This is a genomic window from Marinobacter oulmenensis (assembly GCF_014201735.1).
Taxonomy (GTDB): Bacteria; Pseudomonadota; Gammaproteobacteria; order Pseudomonadales; family Oleiphilaceae; genus Marinobacter; species Marinobacter oulmenensis.
This window is the reverse complement of record NZ_JACHFE010000007.1, coordinates 22,350-39,324: the sequence shown is the minus strand read 5'-3', so window position 1 is coordinate 39,324 and position 16,975 is coordinate 22,350. Positions and strand designations below refer to the sequence as shown.

The following is a 16,975-nucleotide window of genomic DNA, read 5'->3' as shown; positions in this document are numbered from 1 at the left end:
TTAGCCTGTCGTTATAAATCTGATGGGTCAGCGTGAGCATTCGCAAAGGAGGTTTTATGGGGCTGTTGGTTGATGGCCAGTGGGTTGATCAGTGGTATGACACCGACAAGACCGACGGCAAGTTTGAGCGGGAGGCGGCCCGTTTCCGCAACTGGGTGACCGCGGATGGTTCCGCCGGGCCATCCGGTGTGGACGGTTTCAAGGCGGAGACTGGGCGCTATCATCTCTACGTTGCCATGGCGTGCCCCTGGGCACACCGGACGCTGGTTTTCCGGAAACTCAAAGGGCTTGAGCCGCACATATCAGTGTCCGTGGTGCATCCGGATATGCTGGAAAATGGCTGGGAGTTCCGGCCGGACCAGCCAGGTCATCGGGATGACCTCTACGGCCTGCAGTACCTGCATCAGCTCTACACCCGCGCAGCACCTGACTACAGTGGCCGGGTGACGGTCCCAGTGCTTTGGGACAAGCGGCAGGAGACGGTGGTCAGCAATGAGTCGGCCGAAATCATCCGCATGTTCAACTCGGCTTTCAATGGGCTTGAGGGCGTGGATGCCGGTCTGGATTTCTACCCCGAGGCGCTTCGTGATGACATTGAAGGCATCAATGAGCGGGTCTACGACACCGTCAACAACGGCGTCTACAAGGCCGGTTTTGCCACGGCACAGGACAAGTATGAGAAAGCCTATCGTGAGCTGTTCGACTCGCTGGACTGGCTGGAGGCGATTCTTGCCGACCGGCGCTATCTGACCGGCAGCCGGATCACCGAGGCTGACTGGCGCCTGTTTACCACGCTGGTGCGCTTTGATGCGGTTTACTACAGCCACTTCAAATGCAATCGCCAGCAGATCCGGGACTATCCGAACCTGTCCGGTTACCTTCGGGAGCTGTACCAGATGCCGGGTGTTGCCGATACCGTCGATATCGGACAGATCAAGCGCCACTACTACGTGAGCCAGCGCACCGTGAACCCCACTCAGATCGTGCCTGTGGGGCCAGAGCTGGATTTCAGTTCGCCGCACGGGCGTGAAAGTGTGAGTTAGATCACTAAGGTGCAGGCCCGTCGGCGTGCGTCAAGCTTGGGGAGTTAGCTCACCCGGGCAACAGCCACCTCGGTAAGAAGCTCCAGTGACTGGCGGTGTGCCGATTCCGGCAGGCAGGTGAGCAGGTCCCGGGCAATCCGGGCCTGCTCCTTGGCCTTGTTCATGGTGTATTCGATGGCGCCGGACTGGCGAACCGTCTCCAATACCTTCGGCAGGTCATCCAGCCCACCTTTGCGAATGGCCTGGCGAATCAGTTGGCGCTCTTCGTCCGTGCCGGTGGCCATGGCCTGAATCAGTGGCAGGGTGGTCTTGCCTTCGGCCAGGTCATCACCGACATTCTTGCCCATGGTCTCGGCGTTGCCCTGATAATCGAGTACATCATCCACCAACTGGAATGCCAGCCCGAGGTGTTTGCCGTAATCCCGCAGGGCGGTTTCCTGTTCTTCGGTGGCGCCGGCGAGCTGCGCGCCAGTATGGGAGGCGGCCTCGAACAGCATGGCGGTCTTGTTGTGGATGACCTTCATGTACTGGTCTTCGGTGAGGTCCGGGTTCTTCACGTTCATCAACTGCATGACCTCGCCTTCGGCGATCACCGCCGTGGCGTGGGAGAGCACTTCCATGATCGGCAGGCTTTTGAGCTCCACCATCATCTCGAAGGCCCGGGCATAGAGGAAATCACCAACAAGCACGCTGGGCGCGTTGCCCCATTTGGCATTGGCGGTGCTGCGGCCACGGCGCATGTCGGAGGTGTCCACTACATCGTCATGCAGTAGTGTGGCTGTATGCAGGAACTCAATGACTGCGGCCAGCTTCAGGTGGTTGTCTTCCCGGTAGCCGGCAGCCTGGCTGGACAGCAGAACCAGCAGCGGGCGCAGGCGCTTGCCACCGCTTTCGATGATGTACTGGGCGATTTTTTCCACCAGTGGCACATCGGAGGCAAGCCGCCGGATAATCAGGTCATTGACGCGACTGAAATCGTCGGCCACGGTGTCGTAAATACGCTCGGCTGTCATCGGGCAGGTGGGTCCCTTGCTGGTACTGTCGATGCCTTTTTGGGCAGGTCGCGGCAATGCTATGTACTGACGCCTGGAGTGTCAACTTGAGCGCCACCACGGGTTGTGTTGGCTGGCTGCTTGCCGTACAATTGCGCGCCCAACTCATCCCAACCTGCGCTCCCTGCAATAGGGTTGCCAAAGCGCTTCCCTTAGAACCAGGCGGATAAGAGCAGGGATGGGTCAATCTCGGAGAGCATTGAATGTACGCAGTAATTGTTAGCGGTGGCAAGCAGCACCGCGTTCAGGAAGGCGAAACCCTGAAGCTGGAAAAACTGGAAGTTGAAACAGGTGGCACTGTTGAATTCGACCGTGTACTGCTGGTTGCCGATGGCGATGACGTGAAAGTCGGCGCCCCGGTAGTGGACGGCGCCAAGGTGACTGCAGAAGTGGTCAACCATGGTCGTCACGACAAGGTTCAGATCATCAAGTTCCGTCGTCGTAAGCATTCCATGAAGCGTCAGGGCCACCGTCAGTGGTTCACTGAAGTCAAGATCACGGGTATCCAGGGCTAAGCCCGGGACTAACCCCTTTAAACAGGAGGCTTGTAATGGCTCATAAAAAGGCAGCAGGTAGTACCCGTAACGGTCGCGATTCCGAGTCGAAACGACTTGGGGTCAAAAGCTTCGGCGGTCAGACTGTATCTGCAGGCAGCATTATCGTTCGTCAGCGTGGCACCCGCTTCCACGCTGGTTCCAACGTAGGCATTGGTAAAGACCACACCCTGTTTGCCAAGGCAGACGGTCAGGTGAAGTTCGAGACCAAAGGTCCGCAGAGCCGCAAGTTCGTCAGCATCGTTCCGGCTGCGTAACGCAGCGGCGATCCGGTTCTGCCGAACCCGGGATGGCAGTGATATCCTGACCTAGTCGGGAGTCAGAACCATCCGGAGCCCCGCATAGCTTCCTAGAGGCTGCGGGGCTTTTTAGTTTATGCGCAAGGCGCAAAGGGTTAATCATGAAATTTGTAGATGAAGCCACCATTATCGTCGAAGCCGGAAAGGGCGGGCACGGCTGCCTGAGCTTCCGGCGCGAGAAATACGTGCCCAAAGGCGGTCCCGACGGCGGCGACGGCGGCGACGGCGGCTCTGTCTATCTGGAAGCGGATGGCTCGCTCAACACGCTGATCGACTACCGTTACCAGCGCAAACACAAGGCCCATAACGGCGAGCCCGGGGCCGGGCGCAACCGCACAGGTACCAAGGGCGAGGATCTGGTGCTGCCGGTGCCGGTGGGCACAACGGTGGTGGATATGGACACCCACGAAGTCCTGGGCGACCTGACCCGGGAAGGGCAGCGCCTGAAAGTGGCCCAGGGCGGTTTCCATGGGTTGGGCAACACCCGCTTCAAGTCCTCGGTAAACCGGGCGCCCCGGCAGACCACCAATGGCTCCGAGGGTGAGGCCCGTAATCTGCGCCTGGAGTTGAAGGTATTGGCGGACGTGGGTCTGCTCGGGTTGCCCAATGCGGGCAAATCCACCTTTATCCGGTCCGTCTCGGCCGCCAAACCCAAAGTGGCCAATTACCCGTTTACTACGCTGGTGCCGAATCTCGGCGTGGTCAGTGTTCAGGCTCACCAGAGTTTCGTGATTGCGGATATTCCGGGGCTGATTGAAGGGGCGGCCGAAGGCGCCGGGCTGGGTGTGCGTTTCCTGAAGCATCTGGTGCGCACCCGTCTGCTGCTGCATCTGGTGGATGTGGCACCCTATGACGGTTCGTCTCCGGCTGACTCGGTGAAGACCATCGCCCACGAGCTTGAAAAGTTCAGTGAGACGCTGGCCGAGCGCCCCCGCTGGCTGGTGCTGAACAAGGTCGACATGGTGGCGGAGGATGAGCGTGAGGCTCACTGCCAGGCGATTGTCGATGAGCTGGGCTGGGATGGCCCCGTGTTCTGGATTTCCGCGCTGACGGGCGAGGGCACCAAACCGCTGGTTCAGGCCGTTATGCGCTGGATCGAGGAGCAGGCGGAAGTCGAGGCCGAAAACCCGGAAGCCGCCGAGGCTGAGGCTGCCCGGCGCCAACGCATGGACGAAGAAGCCCGTGCCAAGCTGGCAGCCGATCGCCAGGCCCGCCGGGCGGCACGGCAGGACGACGATGACGATTTTGACGACGATGATGATGACGGCGTCGAGGTGGTCTACGCCCCTTATTAAACCCATCACAGCCCAGAGGCAGAACACCTTACCATGAGCGAACGAGTCCAGTTGCGCCAGGCAAAACGTCTGGTGATCAAGATCGGCAGTGCCCTGCTGACCAATGATGGTAAGGGGCTGGATGAGGTGTCGCTGGGGCTTTGGGTGGACCAGATTGCGGATCTGGTGGCGGATGGCGTGGAGGTTGTGATTGTGTCCTCGGGGGCGGTTGCGGTTGGCATGAACCGTCTGGGCTGGCTGCGGCGCCCGGGGCAGCTGCATGAGCTGCAGGCGGCGGCAGCCGTTGGCCAGATGGGGCTGGTGCAGAGCTGGGAAGCCCAGTTCATGCGTCACGGCATTCATACCGCCCAGATCCTGCTGACTCATGATGACCTGTCGGACCGCAAGCGCTATCTTAATGGCCGCAGCACACTCCGGGCCCTGCTTGACGTGGGGGTTATTCCTATCGTCAATGAGAATGACACAGTGGTCACCGACGAAATCCGTTTTGGTGACAACGACACCCTGGGGGCGCTGGTGGCCAACCTGGTTGAAGCGGACGGTTTGCTCATCCTTACCGACCAGTTGGGGCTGTTCAATCGGGACCCGCGCAAGCACGCGGATGCGGAACTGGTTGCCGAGCGCATGGCCAGTGATCCGGAGCTGGACGCCATGGCTGGCGGCGGAGCTGGAACGCTGGGCCGGGGCGGGATGATGACAAAACTCCGGGCCTCCCGGCTGGCGGCGCGTTCGGGGGCTTTTACGGTCATCGTTGGTGGTCGGATCGAGAAAGTGATCTACCGCCTGCGCCAGGGCGATGTGATTGGCACTTTGCTGTTGCCCGATCAAAGCCGCGTGGCGGCTCGCAAACAGTGGATTGCCGGGCATCTGCAGACGCGCGGCCGTCTGACCCTGGATGCCGGCGCGGTGCGGGTTCTGCGGCTGGGTGGCCGCAGTCTGCTGCCGGTGGGGGTCACTTCAGTGTCCGGTCGGTTCCGTCGCGGGGAAATGGTGTCCTGCGTTGATGAGAGTGGCCGTGAGATTGCCCGGGGGCTGGTCAACTACGATGCGGATGAGGCCCGGGCCATTGCCGGGCGCTCAAGCCAGTGCATCAATGATGTGCTGGGTTACATTTCCGATGAGGAGATGATTCACCGGGACAACCTGGTGATTGTCTGATCCCCGCAAAACGACGGGCCATCCCTGGCCCGTGATGCCCGTCAGGCTCCGATCATCCCGCCATCCCGGCGCTGAATCATCATGATGGTTGAGCGAGGCTTGCTGTTGCCGCCCTCCGGGAAATGGGAGGGCGCCAGATCCTCGCCCGGGTGCTGTACGCCCACGAAGACGGTGCGCTGGTCCGGAGAGAACGTCAGTCCGGTAATCTCGCAGGCGATCGGGCCGGTAGCGAAGCGCCGGATTTCACCGGTTTCCGGGTCCGCGCAGAGCATCTGGTTGTTGCCCATGCCCGCAAACTCCCCGGTATTGGAATACTTGCCGTCGGTCTGGATCCAGAGGCGACCTGTACGGTCAAAGCCAATGCCATCCGGGCTGTTGAACATGTTGTCAGCATTGATGTTATCGCTGCCGGCGTAGAGGCCTTCGGCTACCGTCGGGTTGCCGGCAATGGCAAACAGGTCCCAGTCGAAGCTTGTCGCGGTGTGGTCGCCGTTGGTCGGCCACCAGCGCAGAATCTGCCCGTAGTTGTTCTTGGCGCGGGGGTTCGGGCCGCCCACAGGCTGGCCTTCCTGGCCGCGGTTCTTGTTATTGGTCAGCGTGCAGAACACCGCTTTGTTGTTCGGGTGAACGGCAACCCACTCGGGGCGGTCCATGGTGGTGGCGCCGACCTGCGTTGCCGCTTCACGGGCAAAAATCATCACTTCAGCCTGGTCAGCGAAGCCGTTTTCGGCCGTCAGTCCATTCTTGCCATGGCTGAGTTCCAGCCATTCCCCTTTGCCCTTGATCTCACCGTCGTTGGCGCGGAACCGCGCGACATACAGCGTGCCTTCCTCCAGAAGGTTCCGGTTCGCCTTCTGGTTGTCCGGGTTGTAGCGGTCACGGGACACGAACTTGTACAGGTGTTCGCCACGCTCGTCATCGCCCAGATAAACCACCACATGGCCTGAGCGGTCGATGGTGAGAGCGGCGTTTTCGTGCTTGAACCGGCCCAGTGCGGTGCGCTTTCGGGGGGTGGCCTCGGGGTTCATGGGGTCAATTTCCACTACCCAGCCGAACCGGTGCGGCTCGTTGGGGTGTTTGGCCAGATCGAAGCGTTCGTCGTGCCGGTACCACTGATAGCCCCGGTTGCCGGCTTTCAGACCGTAACGGGTGTCCCTGGCTGGCAGATCCACCTGGTCCTGGGTCGAGGCAAAGTAACCGTGGAAGTTTTCCTCGCAGGTGAGGTAGGTGCCCCAGGGGGTCTGGCCATTGGCGCAGTTGTTGAATGTGCCCAGTGGCTTGCGTCCGCTCGGGTCTGCTGCGGTTTTCATCAGGTCATGGCCGGCGGCCGGGCCGGTCAGTTCCATCGGGGTGTTGGCAGTGATCCGCCGGTTGTAGTCGGAATCCGGTGCAACCTGCCATTCGCCCTGGCTGTTGCGGCGGATTTCGAAGACAGAGACGCCGTGGGCGGACTGGGATTTGCGAACCTCGTCGGCGGTCAGGTCCTGTTTGCCCTGGTGGGCAAAGAGGTATTCGTAGTTGGTGTATTCATTGTTCACGGCCAGCAGGGCACGGTCTTCCGACAGAGGGAAGAAGCTCATGCCATCGGTGTTGTCACCGAACTGGCCGGCCTGGGCGGCGGCATCCTGATTGCCGGACGGGTCAAAGGCCGGTGCCCCCTTCAGAATGGGGTCGCCCCAGGAAATAAGGGGTTTGGCGACGTACCCTTTGGGCACGGCAAAGGTGTCGGCTGTGCTGGCCGGAACCGCGCTGAAGCCCAGGAGTTTGCTGGCTCTGGTCTGGCTGGTCGCGGCAATGGCCTGGGCCAGAGGGCTTGCGGCCAGGAACAGGCCCATGGCTGCGGTGCCGCCGCGCAGGAAGTTGCGGCGGCTGATGCCTTTGGCGGTCAGGCGGTCGAAATCGGTCTGTTCAATTTCCGGATGATCTTCCGGGTCGATCATGTTCTGGTGGGTCATGTCACTTGCTCCTTGATTGACTGGAGGGGAGGAACAGAAGCGACTTTTAACAGGCAAGTGTGACAGAACGGATACGGTGGCAAAAAAAAGCCGCGACCTGGGTCGCGGCTTTTCCGGTTCTCTGCGTCGCTCGGATCAGGCGTTGTTCAGGGCCTTGATCTGGGCGTTCAGGCGGCTCTTCTGGCGAGCAATCTTGTTCTTGGCGAACACGCCCTTGTTGACCATGCTGTCCATGATCGGCTGGGCTTCTTTCAGAGCGGCCTGAGCTTCTTCGGCGTTGCCGGCCTTGATCTTGGCTTCAACCTTCTTGACGTAGGTACGGGCCATGGAACGCAGGCTGGCGTTGTGCTTGCGGTTGTTCTCGTTCTGACGAGCGCGCTTTCTGGCTTGCGGGGAATTTGCCACCGTAAAACTCCTGAAATTCGTTACTATAGAAACTGAAACTGTTTGTATCGCGTGCGCGCCAAATGCAGCGCGTCGAAATAAATGACGCGGAACTATGCCGGTGAAACCCTGAAATGTCAAGGCCGACGAGGTGCCATGATCCCCGGGTGTGGCGGCCTGTGGTACACTCGCGCATCGCTTTCAGGCTCCGGGGAAAGGTCCTCCGGGCACCCTGTGGATTACCGAGACGCCATCCGTATTCTGGAACCCTATCATGCCATCGGAAGACAATACGCCAGGCCAGGCCGAGTCGAATAACCGCCCTGTTCCCAAGCCGCCAGGCTTGCTGCGTTCCTCGGGAGTCGTGGGTTCCATGACCATGCTGTCGCGGGTGCTGGGTCTGGCCCGTGACATGGTGATAGCCCGCTATTTTGGCGCCGGCACCGGTGCCGATGCGTTTTTCGTGGCGTTTAAAATCCCCAATTTCCTGCGCCGTCTGTTTGCCGAAGGCGCCTTTTCCCAGGCCTTTGTGCCGGTGCTGTCATCCTATCGGGAAAAGGGGGATGCCTCGGAAGTCCGGCGACTGGTTAACGCTGTGGCCGGGTCTCTGGGGCTGGTGTTGCTGGCCGTTACGCTGGTGGCGATGTTGGGGGCGCCGGCGCTGACGGCGGTGTTCGCCCCGGGCTTTCTGGATGAGCCGGTCAAGTTCGAGCTGGCCAGCGATATGCTGCGGATCACCTTTCCCTACCTGTTGCTGATTTCCCTGACCGCCTTTGCCGGCGCGATACTGAACAGCTATGACCGCTTTGCCGTACCGGCTTTTACCCCGGTGCTGCTGAACCTGTCGATGATCGGAGCAGCGATTTTCCTGACACCATTAATGCAGGATGAGGTGATGGCGCTGGCCTGGGGGGTGATGATCGCCGGGGCGTTACAGCTTTTTTTCCAGCTGCCGTTTTTGATGCGACTGGGCCTGTTGCCCAGGCCGAGGGTGGATTACCGCCATGAAGGGGTGATCCGTATCCTCAAGCTGATGGCGCCGGCGCTGTTCGGCGTGTCGGTCAGTCAGATCAATCTGCTGCTGGATACGGTGCTGGCTTCTTTTCTCCAGACCGGCAGCGTGTCCTGGCTGTATTATTCGGACCGGCTCTCAGAACTGCCTCTTGGTGTATTCGGTATCGCCATTGGTACCGTGATTCTGCCGAGCCTTTCCCGCAAACACGCCGCCGCCTCGGCGGAGCAGTTTGCCGCAACCCTGGACTGGGCGGTGCGGGCGGTTCTGTTGATTGGTCTGCCAGCGGCTCTGGCGCTGGCTTTGCTGGCCGAGCCGCTCATTGCCACTCTGTTCCATTATGGCGAAGTGACGGACCGGGATGTGATCATGTCGGCCCAGAGTCTGCGAGCCTATTCTGCGGGCCTTCTGGCGTTCATGCTGATCAAGGTTCTGGCGCCGGGGTTCTTCGCGCGCCAGGACACGAGCACGCCGGTACGCATCGGTGTTATTGCCATGGTGGCGAATATGGTGTTCAACCTGGCGTTGATTGTTCCGCTGGCCCATGCCGGTCTGGCACTGGCTACAGCGCTTTCGGCCTGGCTTAACGGTTTTCTGTTGTGGCGTGGCCTGCGCCGGGAAGGGGCCTGGCAGAGCCAGCCAGGCTGGACTCGCTTTCTGTTGCAGTTGCTGGTGGCCAATGCCGCCCTGGCGGCGGTCATTGTCTGGCTGAATGCGTCTTCGGCCCAGTGGTTTGCCCTTGGTGGTCTGGAGCGGGCCTGGCAGATGGCCGTACTGGTGATCGCTGGCGTGTTGGCCTACTTCTTTGCGCTGGCCGTTGCCGGTGTGCGTATTCGGCACTTCCGGCAGCCTTCCTGAGCCGCCGATTGATTTCTACCCACCGGGTTCCTGAGGTATAATCGCCCGTTTTCTCACCAGTGACTTGTCCGGGCACGGGCGTTGAAATCACCCGACGGCAAATTAAGGTTCGCGGTACATGCGTCTGATTCGAGGTCTGACCAATCTTCAGCGGCTCTCCGGGGACCCGGCATCGCCCCTGGCTCGTGGTTGCATTGCAACCATTGGCAATTTTGACGGGGTTCACCGGGGGCACCAGACCATCATTGATCAGGTGCGAAGCCGGGCCTCTGAACTGGGGGTGCCCTCGGTTGTCATGATTTTTGAGCCCCAGCCTCAGGAGTTTTTCCAGGGGCGGGATGCCCCGCCGCGGCTGATGCCATTCCGTCAGAAGTTCGAGGCGCTGCTGGCTGCCGGGGTGGATATTGTCCTGTGCGTGCGCTTCAACGACCGTTTTCGCAGCTATTCAGCCATGGAGTTCGTTGAGCATATCCTCATTGACGGCCTGGGTGTGCATCACCTGGTGGTGGGGGATGATTTCCGCTTTGGCTGTGATCGTGCCGGTGATTTCAGGTTACTTGAATCAGTGGGTGCAGAACGGGGGTTTACCGTTGAGAATACCCGCACCGTGATGGTGGATGGGGACCGGGTGAGTAGCACTCGGGTTCGCAACTTGCTGAATGTGAACGGTCTGGAAGCGGCCGAGCGCCTGTTGGGTCACCCTTACCGGGTTCACGGTCGTGTGGTCTATGGCCGGCAACTGGGCCGTACCATCGGCGCGCCCACGGCCAATATCCTGCTTGATCGCATGCCGGCACTGCGGGGCGTCTACGTGGTAAGAGCAACGCTTGATAACGGTGAAAGCTACGACGGCGCTGCCAACATCGGGTTGCGACCTACCGTGGATGGCAAGCGGCCATCCCTGGAAGTGCACCTGTTTGACTTTGCTGGCACACTTTACGGCCGGCATCTGGATGTGGGGTTCCGCCATGGGCTGCGGGACGAAGTGAAGTTCGATTCTGTTGATGAGTTGAGGCAGCAGATTGCCCGGGATTTTGAGCAGGCCCGTGAATGGCTGGCGGATAACCCGTTGCCCGCGGACGATGACTGAATTTAATTGATCAGACTGACCAACGAGAGAGTGCGCACACCGACATGAGCGACTACAAGCATACCCTGAATCTGCCGGAAACCGCCTTCCCCATGCGCGGTAACCTGGCCAAGCGCGAGCCCGACATGCTCAAGCGCTGGCAGGATCTTGATGTTTACGGAAACCTGCGCAAGCAGCGTGAAGGCCGTGACAAGTTCATCCTGCACGATGGCCCTCCGTACGCCAACGGCAGCATTCACATCGGGCATGCGGTCAACAAGATCATCAAGGATATGATCGTCAAATCCCGTGGTTTCATGGGTTATGACGCACCTTACGTGCCTGGCTGGGACTGCCATGGCCTGCCGATTGAACACAAGGTCGAGCAGGAGATCGGCAAGGCCGGGGTGAAGGTGGACTACAAAACCTTCCGCCAGGCCTGTCGAGACTATGCGGCCAAGCAGATCGAAGGCCAGAAGGCCGACTTTATTCGCCTCGGAGTGATGGGTGAGTGGGACAAACCCTACCTCACCATGGACCCGAAGGTGGAAGCGGGCATTGTGCGCGCCCTCGGCAAGATTGTGGAGAAGGGCCACCTGGTGCGTGGCTACAAGCCGGTTTACTGGAGTGTGGTTGGTCAGTCCGCACTGGCAGAAGCCGAGGTGGAGTACCAGGACAAGACGTCCACACAGATTGATGTGCGTTTTACCGCTGTGGAGCCGGCCAAGGTGCTGGCGGCCTTTGGTACCGAAGAGGGTGAGGGGGATATCTCCGTTGTTATCTGGACCACCACGCCCTGGACCATTCCCGCCAACCAGGCGGTGTCTCTGGGTGCCGATCTGGAATACGCACTGGTTCAGGTGAATGCCGGCCAGGGGCCGGAGCGCATGATCCTGGCCACCGACATGGTCGAAGGCATCATGGCCCGTTGGGGGATCGAAGACTATCGCGTGCTGGCTAATGTCGCTGGCGCGGCTCTGGAACACCAGCAACTGCACCACCCGATCTATGACAAGCAGGTGCCGGTGATCCTCGGTGATCACGTTTCCCTGGATGCCGGTACCGGGGCGGTTCACACGGCGCCGGATCACGGTATGGAAGACTTTGAGGTCGGCAAGGAATACGGCATCGATACCGTCAACCTGGTGAAGGCGGACGGCACCTATACAGAGGCCGCCGGCGAATTTGCCGGGGTGCACGTGTACAAGGCCGACGAACCGGTCTGCGCTGCGCTGACCCGTGAAGGCAAGCTGGTCCATTCCGAGAAATTCCAGCACAGCTACCCGCATTGCTGGCGCACCAAAACGCCGCTGATCTACCGCGCCACCCCGCAGTGGTTTATCAGTATGGACAAGCACAACCTGCGGGCGGACGCTCTGGAAGCTATCAAGGGTGTGCGCTGGGTGCCGGCCTGGGGCCAGAACCGCATTGAAGCCATGTTCGAACAGAGCCCGGACTGGTGTATCTCCCGTCAGCGGACCTGGGGTGTGCCCATCACCCTGTTCATCCACAAGGATACCCAGGAGCTGCATCCGGATACCCAGGCGCTGATCGAGAAGGCTGCGCAGGCGATCGAGGTTGCTGGCATTGATGCCTGGTACGATCTGGATCAGGACGAACTGCTGGGTGCGGACGCTGATCAGTACGAGAAGGTGACGGACACCCTGGACGTCTGGTTTGACTCCGGTGTGACCCATGAATCGGTACTCCGGGTGCGCCCGGAACTGGGGCAGTTCCCGGCCGACATGTACCTGGAAGGCTCCGACCAGCATCGTGGCTGGTTCCAGTCGTCCCTGAAAACCTCCATCGCGATGAATGGTGTAGCGCCTTACCGGCAGGTACTGACCCACGGCTTCACCGTGGATGGCAAGGGCCGCAAGATGTCCAAGTCCCTGGGTAACGTGATTGCTCCCCAGGAGGTGATGAACCAGCTGGGTGCGGACATCCTGCGCCTGTGGGTGGCTGCGACCGACTACAGCGGCGAAATGACGGTGTCCAATGACATCCTCAAACAGACCGCGGACGGTTATCGCCGGATTCGTAACACGGCGCGTTTCCTGCTCAGCAACCTGAATGGGTTTGAACCGTCGGAGCACATGGTGGCGCCCGAAGAGATGATCGCCCTGGACCGCTGGATGGTGGACAAGGCGCTGCGCCTGCAGCGGGAGATCCACGAGGACTTCGGTAACTATGCTTTCCTGCGCATTTACCAGAAGGTCTATAACTTCTGTGAGGCGACGCTGGGCGGCTTCTACCTGGATATCATCAAGGACCGCCAGTACACCACCCAGTCAGACAGCCTGGCACGGCGCTCCTGCCAGACCGCGCTCTATCACGTTGCCGAAGCCCTGGTGCGCTGGATCGCCCCGATCCTCAGCTTCACCGCGGATGAGATCTGGCAGCACCTGCCGGGTGAACGCGGCGAGACGGTGTTCTACGAAACCTGGTACGAAGGTCTGAGCGAACTGCCGGAGAATGTGGAACTGGGCCGTGAGTACTGGAGCGACATCTATAGCGTGAAGGAAGCGGTCAACAAGTGCCTCGAGGAAGCGCGTGGTCGCGGTGAAATCAAGGGCTCCCTGAGTGCAGAGGTGACGCTGTACTGTGAGGGTGACCTGGCCGAGCGCCTGAACCACCTGGGTGAGGAACTGCGCTTTGTGCTGATCACCTCCGAAGCTCGCGTGCGGCCTGTTGCCGAAGCTGACGGTGCCGAACAGACCGGCCATGAAGGTCTGATGGTGAAGGTAACCCCGGCCAGTCACGCCAAATGTGAGCGTTGCTGGCACCATCGCGAGGACGTGGGACAGAACGGCAAGTACGAGGATCTGTGCGGCCGCTGCGTGACCAACGTGGAAGGGCCGGGCGAAACCCGCGCCTACGCCTGATGGAGTCGCTGGTGACGGAGGGCAGGGCAGGCAGCAAATTGAAATGGCTCTGGCTGGCGGCGCTGGTTATTGCCATTGATCTGGGCAGCAAGGCTCTGGCGAGTGCCCTGTTGACCTACGCAGATCCTTTGCCGGTCCTGCCGATGTTCAACCTGACCCTGCTGCATAACACCGGTGCCGCCTTCAGCTTTCTGGCCGATGGCAGTGGCTGGCAGCGCTGGTTCTTTGTGATCCTGGCGCTGGTGGTCAGTGTTGTTCTGGTAGGGTGGCTCCGGAAACTGAAAGCCGGGGAGACCTGGACCGCTATCGCCATCGTACTGATTCTGGGCGGCGCTTTGGGCAATGTGTATGACCGGGTGGTGCATGGGTACGTGGTGGATTTCCTGCATTTTTACTGGCGTAACTGGCATTTCCCCGCGTTTAACCTGGCCGATACGGCTATTACCATTGGCGCTGCCATGATGATTCTGGACCTGTTTCGCAAGCCCGCCGACGGCGGCGATGCCTAAAGGAGTGACCAACACTCATGAAAGAATTACCCGTAGACAAGGGAACCCGCGTACAGCTGCATTTCGCCCTGAAGATCAAGGACGGCGAAGTGGTGGATACCACCTTCGATAGTGAGCCTGCCACTCTCGAAATCGGTGATGAAAATCTGCCCGAAAACTTTGAGGCGCTGATTATCGGCATGAAGGCTGGCGACCATGCCGCTTACGAAGTCTCCCCGGAAAAAGGCTTTGGGCAGCATAATCCCAGTAATGTGCAGAGCTTCAAACGTCATGAATTCAGTGCTGATATGGTGCTGGAGCCGGGTGTGGTGGTTTCCTTTGCCGATGCCCGCCAACAGGAACTTCCGGGCGTGATAAGCCGGGTGGAAGGCGACGAAGTGGACGTGGACTTCAACCATCCGCTGGCGGGGCGTACACTGGAATTCGAAGTGAAAATTCTGGATGTCGAACCGGCAGGGCCGACGCACTAACCGGTACACTCTGACTTAGTGGGGTGTGGGGCTGGCCTTTTCGGGACTGTCTGCAGCAGGGATGCTGCAGTCAAGCTACATGGACGTATTTACCGCGTGTCCCGGAAAGGCCAGCCCCGCACACCGCGGGCGACGTAATCCAAAGGCAACAAAATGCAAATCAGACTGGCAAATCCCAGAGGCTTCTGCGCCGGCGTGGATCGCGCCATTGAAATTGTGAACCGCGCGCTGGACGTGTTTGGGGCGCCCATCTACGTACGCCATGAAGTGGTCCATAACAAGTTCGTGGTCGACAACCTGCGTGACCGCGGTGCCGTCTTCGTGGATGAACTGCACGAAGTGCCGGACGACACCTTGGTGATCTTCAGCGCCCATGGCGTGTCGCAAGCCGTGCAGAAAGAAGCGGACCGGCGGGGCCTGAAAGTATTCGATGCCACCTGCCCGCTGGTGACCAAAGTCCACCTGGAAGTCATGCGCTACAGCAGGGACGGTCGGGAATGCATTCTTATTGGTCACCAGGGGCACCCGGAAGTTGAGGGCACCATGGGCCAGTATGATCGAAGCAACGGCGGCGAGATCTATCTGGTCGAAAACGAAAAGGACGTGGCCAACCTTGAGGTGAAAGATCCCAGCCGCTTGTCCTTCGTGACCCAGACTACCCTGTCGATGGACGATACCGCCCGGGTGATTGATGCCCTGCGCGCCAACTTCCCGGAGATCGAAGGCCCCAGAAAAGACGACATCTGTTACGCCACCCAGAACCGGCAGGACGCCGTTAAACAGCTGGCCAGCGACTGCGACCTGATGCTGGTGGTGGGCTCGCCGAACAGCTCCAATTCCAACCGTTTGCGGGAACTGGCCGAACGTATGGGCACGCCCGCCTACCTGATCGACCAGGCCCAGCAGATTGACCCGCAATGGCTGGAAGGCCGGGACACCGTCGGCGTGACGGCCGGCGCCTCAGCGCCGGAAGTTCTGGTGGCTGACGTCATCAACCGCCTGAAGGAACTGGGTGGGGAAGAGCCTGAAGAAGTCTCAGGAAGAGAGGAGAATATCGTTTTCTCCATGCCCCGTGAGCTTCGCATTGATGCGGTCGAGGTGGGATAACCCGGCCGCAATAAACTAACCTTCGCTCCTTACCTCACTGCCAAAAAAAGTGGCTATTGCTGGCCGTGATCTGGGTCACGCTATACGGAATTATTCTGCCGTTCATCTCATTCTTCTTACCGCTTGTCGCTAGACTATCTACAAAGCCACTGGCAGAACCTATCCTTTTATTAATGAAATCCGATGAGCGGTGATCGAATGCGGTATCAGTCCGGGGTGACATTGGTTGAGTTAATGGTGACGCTGCTTGTTCTGAGCATCGTCATTGGTTTTGCCATTCCGTCTTTTCAGGTGATGGTTCAGAACAACAGGATCGCCTCCCAGATAAATACTGTTTCGGGAACGCTCGCTTTCGCCCGCAGCTCCGCATCGATCCGGCCAGGGGAGTTTGTGACATTCTGTGCAAGCACTGATGGCGCCAGTTGCAGTGGTAATGCTCAGTGGGAAACCGGCTGGCTAGTATTCAGAGACGTGAATGGTGATGTTTCAGTAGATGCTGCCGATGAAGTCCTTCGTGTTAACAATGGACTGGCCGGTGGAAATACTCTCCGTGTTCGCGGGTTTGGCGGTGTTAACTCCTCTGTGCGGTTTGACAGCGAGGGGATGCCCAGAATGCCTGCGGGCACTATTGGCGCAGGTACATTTATCGTATGTGATGACCGTGGCGTGGCCAATGCTGAAGCGCTGGTCGTTTCGGCAGCTGGCCAGGTAAGGAGCGTTAGCAATGGTCAAGACCATGCGGGTAACGCCATCGCTTGTCCTTGAATGGATAACTTTCTGGAGCGTCCTATGACTTGTCGAGTGTGGCTTTCGTGGCGTCGCGAAACTGGCATAACCATGATAGAGATTCTGGTTACTCTGGTCATCGTTTCTGTTGGTTTGCTAGGTGCAGCAGCCATGGTGATAAATGGCCTGGAAAATAACCGGAATGCCTATCTGAGAACCCAAGCCAATATCCTCGCTTATGATATTGCAGACCGAATTCGGGCTAATCCGGAAGGTGCGGAATCTGGTAACTATGATGGATTCAATGTTTCAAATCCGCCGACGATTCCTGCCTGTTACTCCGGGGGTACCGCTTGTTCCCCAAGTGAATTAGCGGATGCTGACTTGGCTTCATGGACTCGTGCTCTGCAGGGAGCGAGTACTGGTCCAACCCTGCTGCCGGACGCCGGTGGATCCATTAACCGTAATGGAGATACCTTCACGATAACGATTACCTGGAAGCAGGTTGAGTGGAGCAGTCAGGATGGTGAGTTCAATGATGATGACAACCAGCAGTTCCAGATGGCGTTCAATCTATAAGGCAGAGAGCGATGACGTCT

The 16,975-nt window shown here is 59.5% G+C and carries 16 protein-coding genes; 13 read left to right on the top strand and 3 right to left on the bottom strand.

Annotated elements, in window-relative coordinates; genetic code table 11:
* Positions 1-56: 56 nt before the first annotated feature.
* Positions 57-1,043 carry a glutathione S-transferase family protein gene (locus HNR38_RS13305; RefSeq protein WP_183705075.1) on the top strand — a complete coding sequence of 329 codons (987 nt, stop codon included), beginning with the start codon at positions 57-59 and terminating at the stop codon, positions 1,041-1,043.
* A gap of 44 nt (positions 1,044-1,087) precedes the next feature.
* Here the strand turns inward: HNR38_RS13305 and ispB are convergent, their stop codons facing one another.
* Positions 1,088-2,056 carry an octaprenyl diphosphate synthase gene (ispB, locus tag HNR38_RS13300; protein ID WP_183705073.1) on the bottom strand — a complete coding sequence of 323 codons (969 nt, stop codon included), beginning with the start codon at positions 2,054-2,056 and terminating at the stop codon, positions 1,088-1,090.
* A 242-nt stretch (positions 2,057-2,298) separates the two neighbouring features.
* Between ispB and rplU the strand changes: the two genes are divergently transcribed.
* From rplU to proB, 4 genes are all read left to right on the top strand, one after another.
* Positions 2,299-2,610, top strand: a complete 312-nt coding sequence (rplU, locus tag HNR38_RS13295; protein ID WP_183705071.1) for a 50S ribosomal protein L21 — start codon at positions 2,299-2,301, stop codon at positions 2,608-2,610.
* 35 nt (positions 2,611-2,645) lie between these two features.
* Complete coding sequence (rpmA, locus tag HNR38_RS13290) at positions 2,646-2,906, top strand: 50S ribosomal protein L27 (RefSeq protein WP_183705069.1); 261 nt, start codon at positions 2,646-2,648, stop codon at positions 2,904-2,906.
* Between the two features lie 143 nt (positions 2,907-3,049).
* Positions 3,050-4,243, top strand: a complete 1,194-nt coding sequence (gene cgtA, locus HNR38_RS13285) for an Obg family GTPase CgtA (RefSeq protein ID WP_183705067.1) — start codon at positions 3,050-3,052, stop codon at positions 4,241-4,243.
* A 33-nt stretch (positions 4,244-4,276) separates the two neighbouring features.
* Entirely contained in the window at positions 4,277-5,401 is a 1,125-nt protein-coding gene (proB, locus tag HNR38_RS13280) for a glutamate 5-kinase (RefSeq protein WP_183705065.1), read from the top strand.
* A 41-nt stretch (positions 5,402-5,442) separates the two neighbouring features.
* Here the strand turns inward: proB and HNR38_RS13275 are convergent, their stop codons facing one another.
* Both HNR38_RS13275 and rpsT read right to left on the bottom strand, forming a co-directional pair.
* Entirely contained in the window at positions 5,443-7,356 is a 1,914-nt protein-coding gene (locus HNR38_RS13275) for a PhoX family protein (RefSeq protein ID WP_221275819.1), read from the bottom strand.
* Between the two features lie 135 nt (positions 7,357-7,491).
* Positions 7,492-7,761: a 30S ribosomal protein S20 gene (gene rpsT / locus HNR38_RS13270; RefSeq protein WP_183705063.1), complete on the bottom strand. Its 270-nt coding sequence runs from the start codon at positions 7,759-7,761 to the stop codon at positions 7,492-7,494.
* 253 nt (positions 7,762-8,014) lie between these two features.
* On the opposite strand from rpsT, the gene murJ reads away from it, so the two are divergent.
* From murJ to pilV, 8 genes are all read left to right on the top strand, one after another.
* Entirely contained in the window at positions 8,015-9,610 is a 1,596-nt protein-coding gene (murJ, locus tag HNR38_RS13265) for a murein biosynthesis integral membrane protein MurJ (RefSeq protein WP_183705061.1), read from the top strand.
* Between the two features lie 118 nt (positions 9,611-9,728).
* Positions 9,729-10,700 carry a bifunctional riboflavin kinase/FAD synthetase gene (gene ribF, locus HNR38_RS13260; protein ID WP_183705058.1) on the top strand — a complete coding sequence of 324 codons (972 nt, stop codon included), beginning with the start codon at positions 9,729-9,731 and terminating at the stop codon, positions 10,698-10,700.
* Between the two features lie 44 nt (positions 10,701-10,744).
* Positions 10,745-13,564 (top strand): isoleucine--tRNA ligase, encoded by a 2,820-nt coding sequence (gene ileS, locus HNR38_RS13255; protein WP_183705056.1) that lies wholly within the window; start codon positions 10,745-10,747, stop codon positions 13,562-13,564.
* 11 nt (positions 13,565-13,575) lie between these two features.
* Positions 13,576-14,073, top strand: coding sequence for a signal peptidase II (gene lspA / locus HNR38_RS13250; RefSeq protein ID WP_379919210.1), 498 nt, complete (start codon positions 13,576-13,578; stop codon positions 14,071-14,073).
* Positions 14,074-14,090: 17 nt separating this feature from the next.
* Positions 14,091-14,543 (top strand): FKBP-type peptidyl-prolyl cis-trans isomerase, encoded by a 453-nt coding sequence (locus tag HNR38_RS13245; protein WP_183705052.1) that lies wholly within the window; start codon positions 14,091-14,093, stop codon positions 14,541-14,543.
* A 153-nt stretch (positions 14,544-14,696) separates the two neighbouring features.
* Positions 14,697-15,650 (top strand): 4-hydroxy-3-methylbut-2-enyl diphosphate reductase, encoded by a 954-nt coding sequence (gene ispH / locus HNR38_RS13240; protein ID WP_183705051.1) that lies wholly within the window; start codon positions 14,697-14,699, stop codon positions 15,648-15,650.
* A 183-nt stretch (positions 15,651-15,833) separates the two neighbouring features.
* Complete coding sequence (locus HNR38_RS13235; protein ID WP_246362713.1) at positions 15,834-16,415, top strand: GspH/FimT family pseudopilin; 582 nt, start codon at positions 15,834-15,836, stop codon at positions 16,413-16,415.
* Positions 16,416-16,955 carry a type IV pilus modification protein PilV gene (pilV, locus tag HNR38_RS13230; protein ID WP_343068321.1) on the top strand — a complete coding sequence of 180 codons (540 nt, stop codon included), beginning with the start codon at positions 16,416-16,418 and terminating at the stop codon, positions 16,953-16,955.
* Positions 16,956-16,975 lie beyond the last annotated feature (20 nt).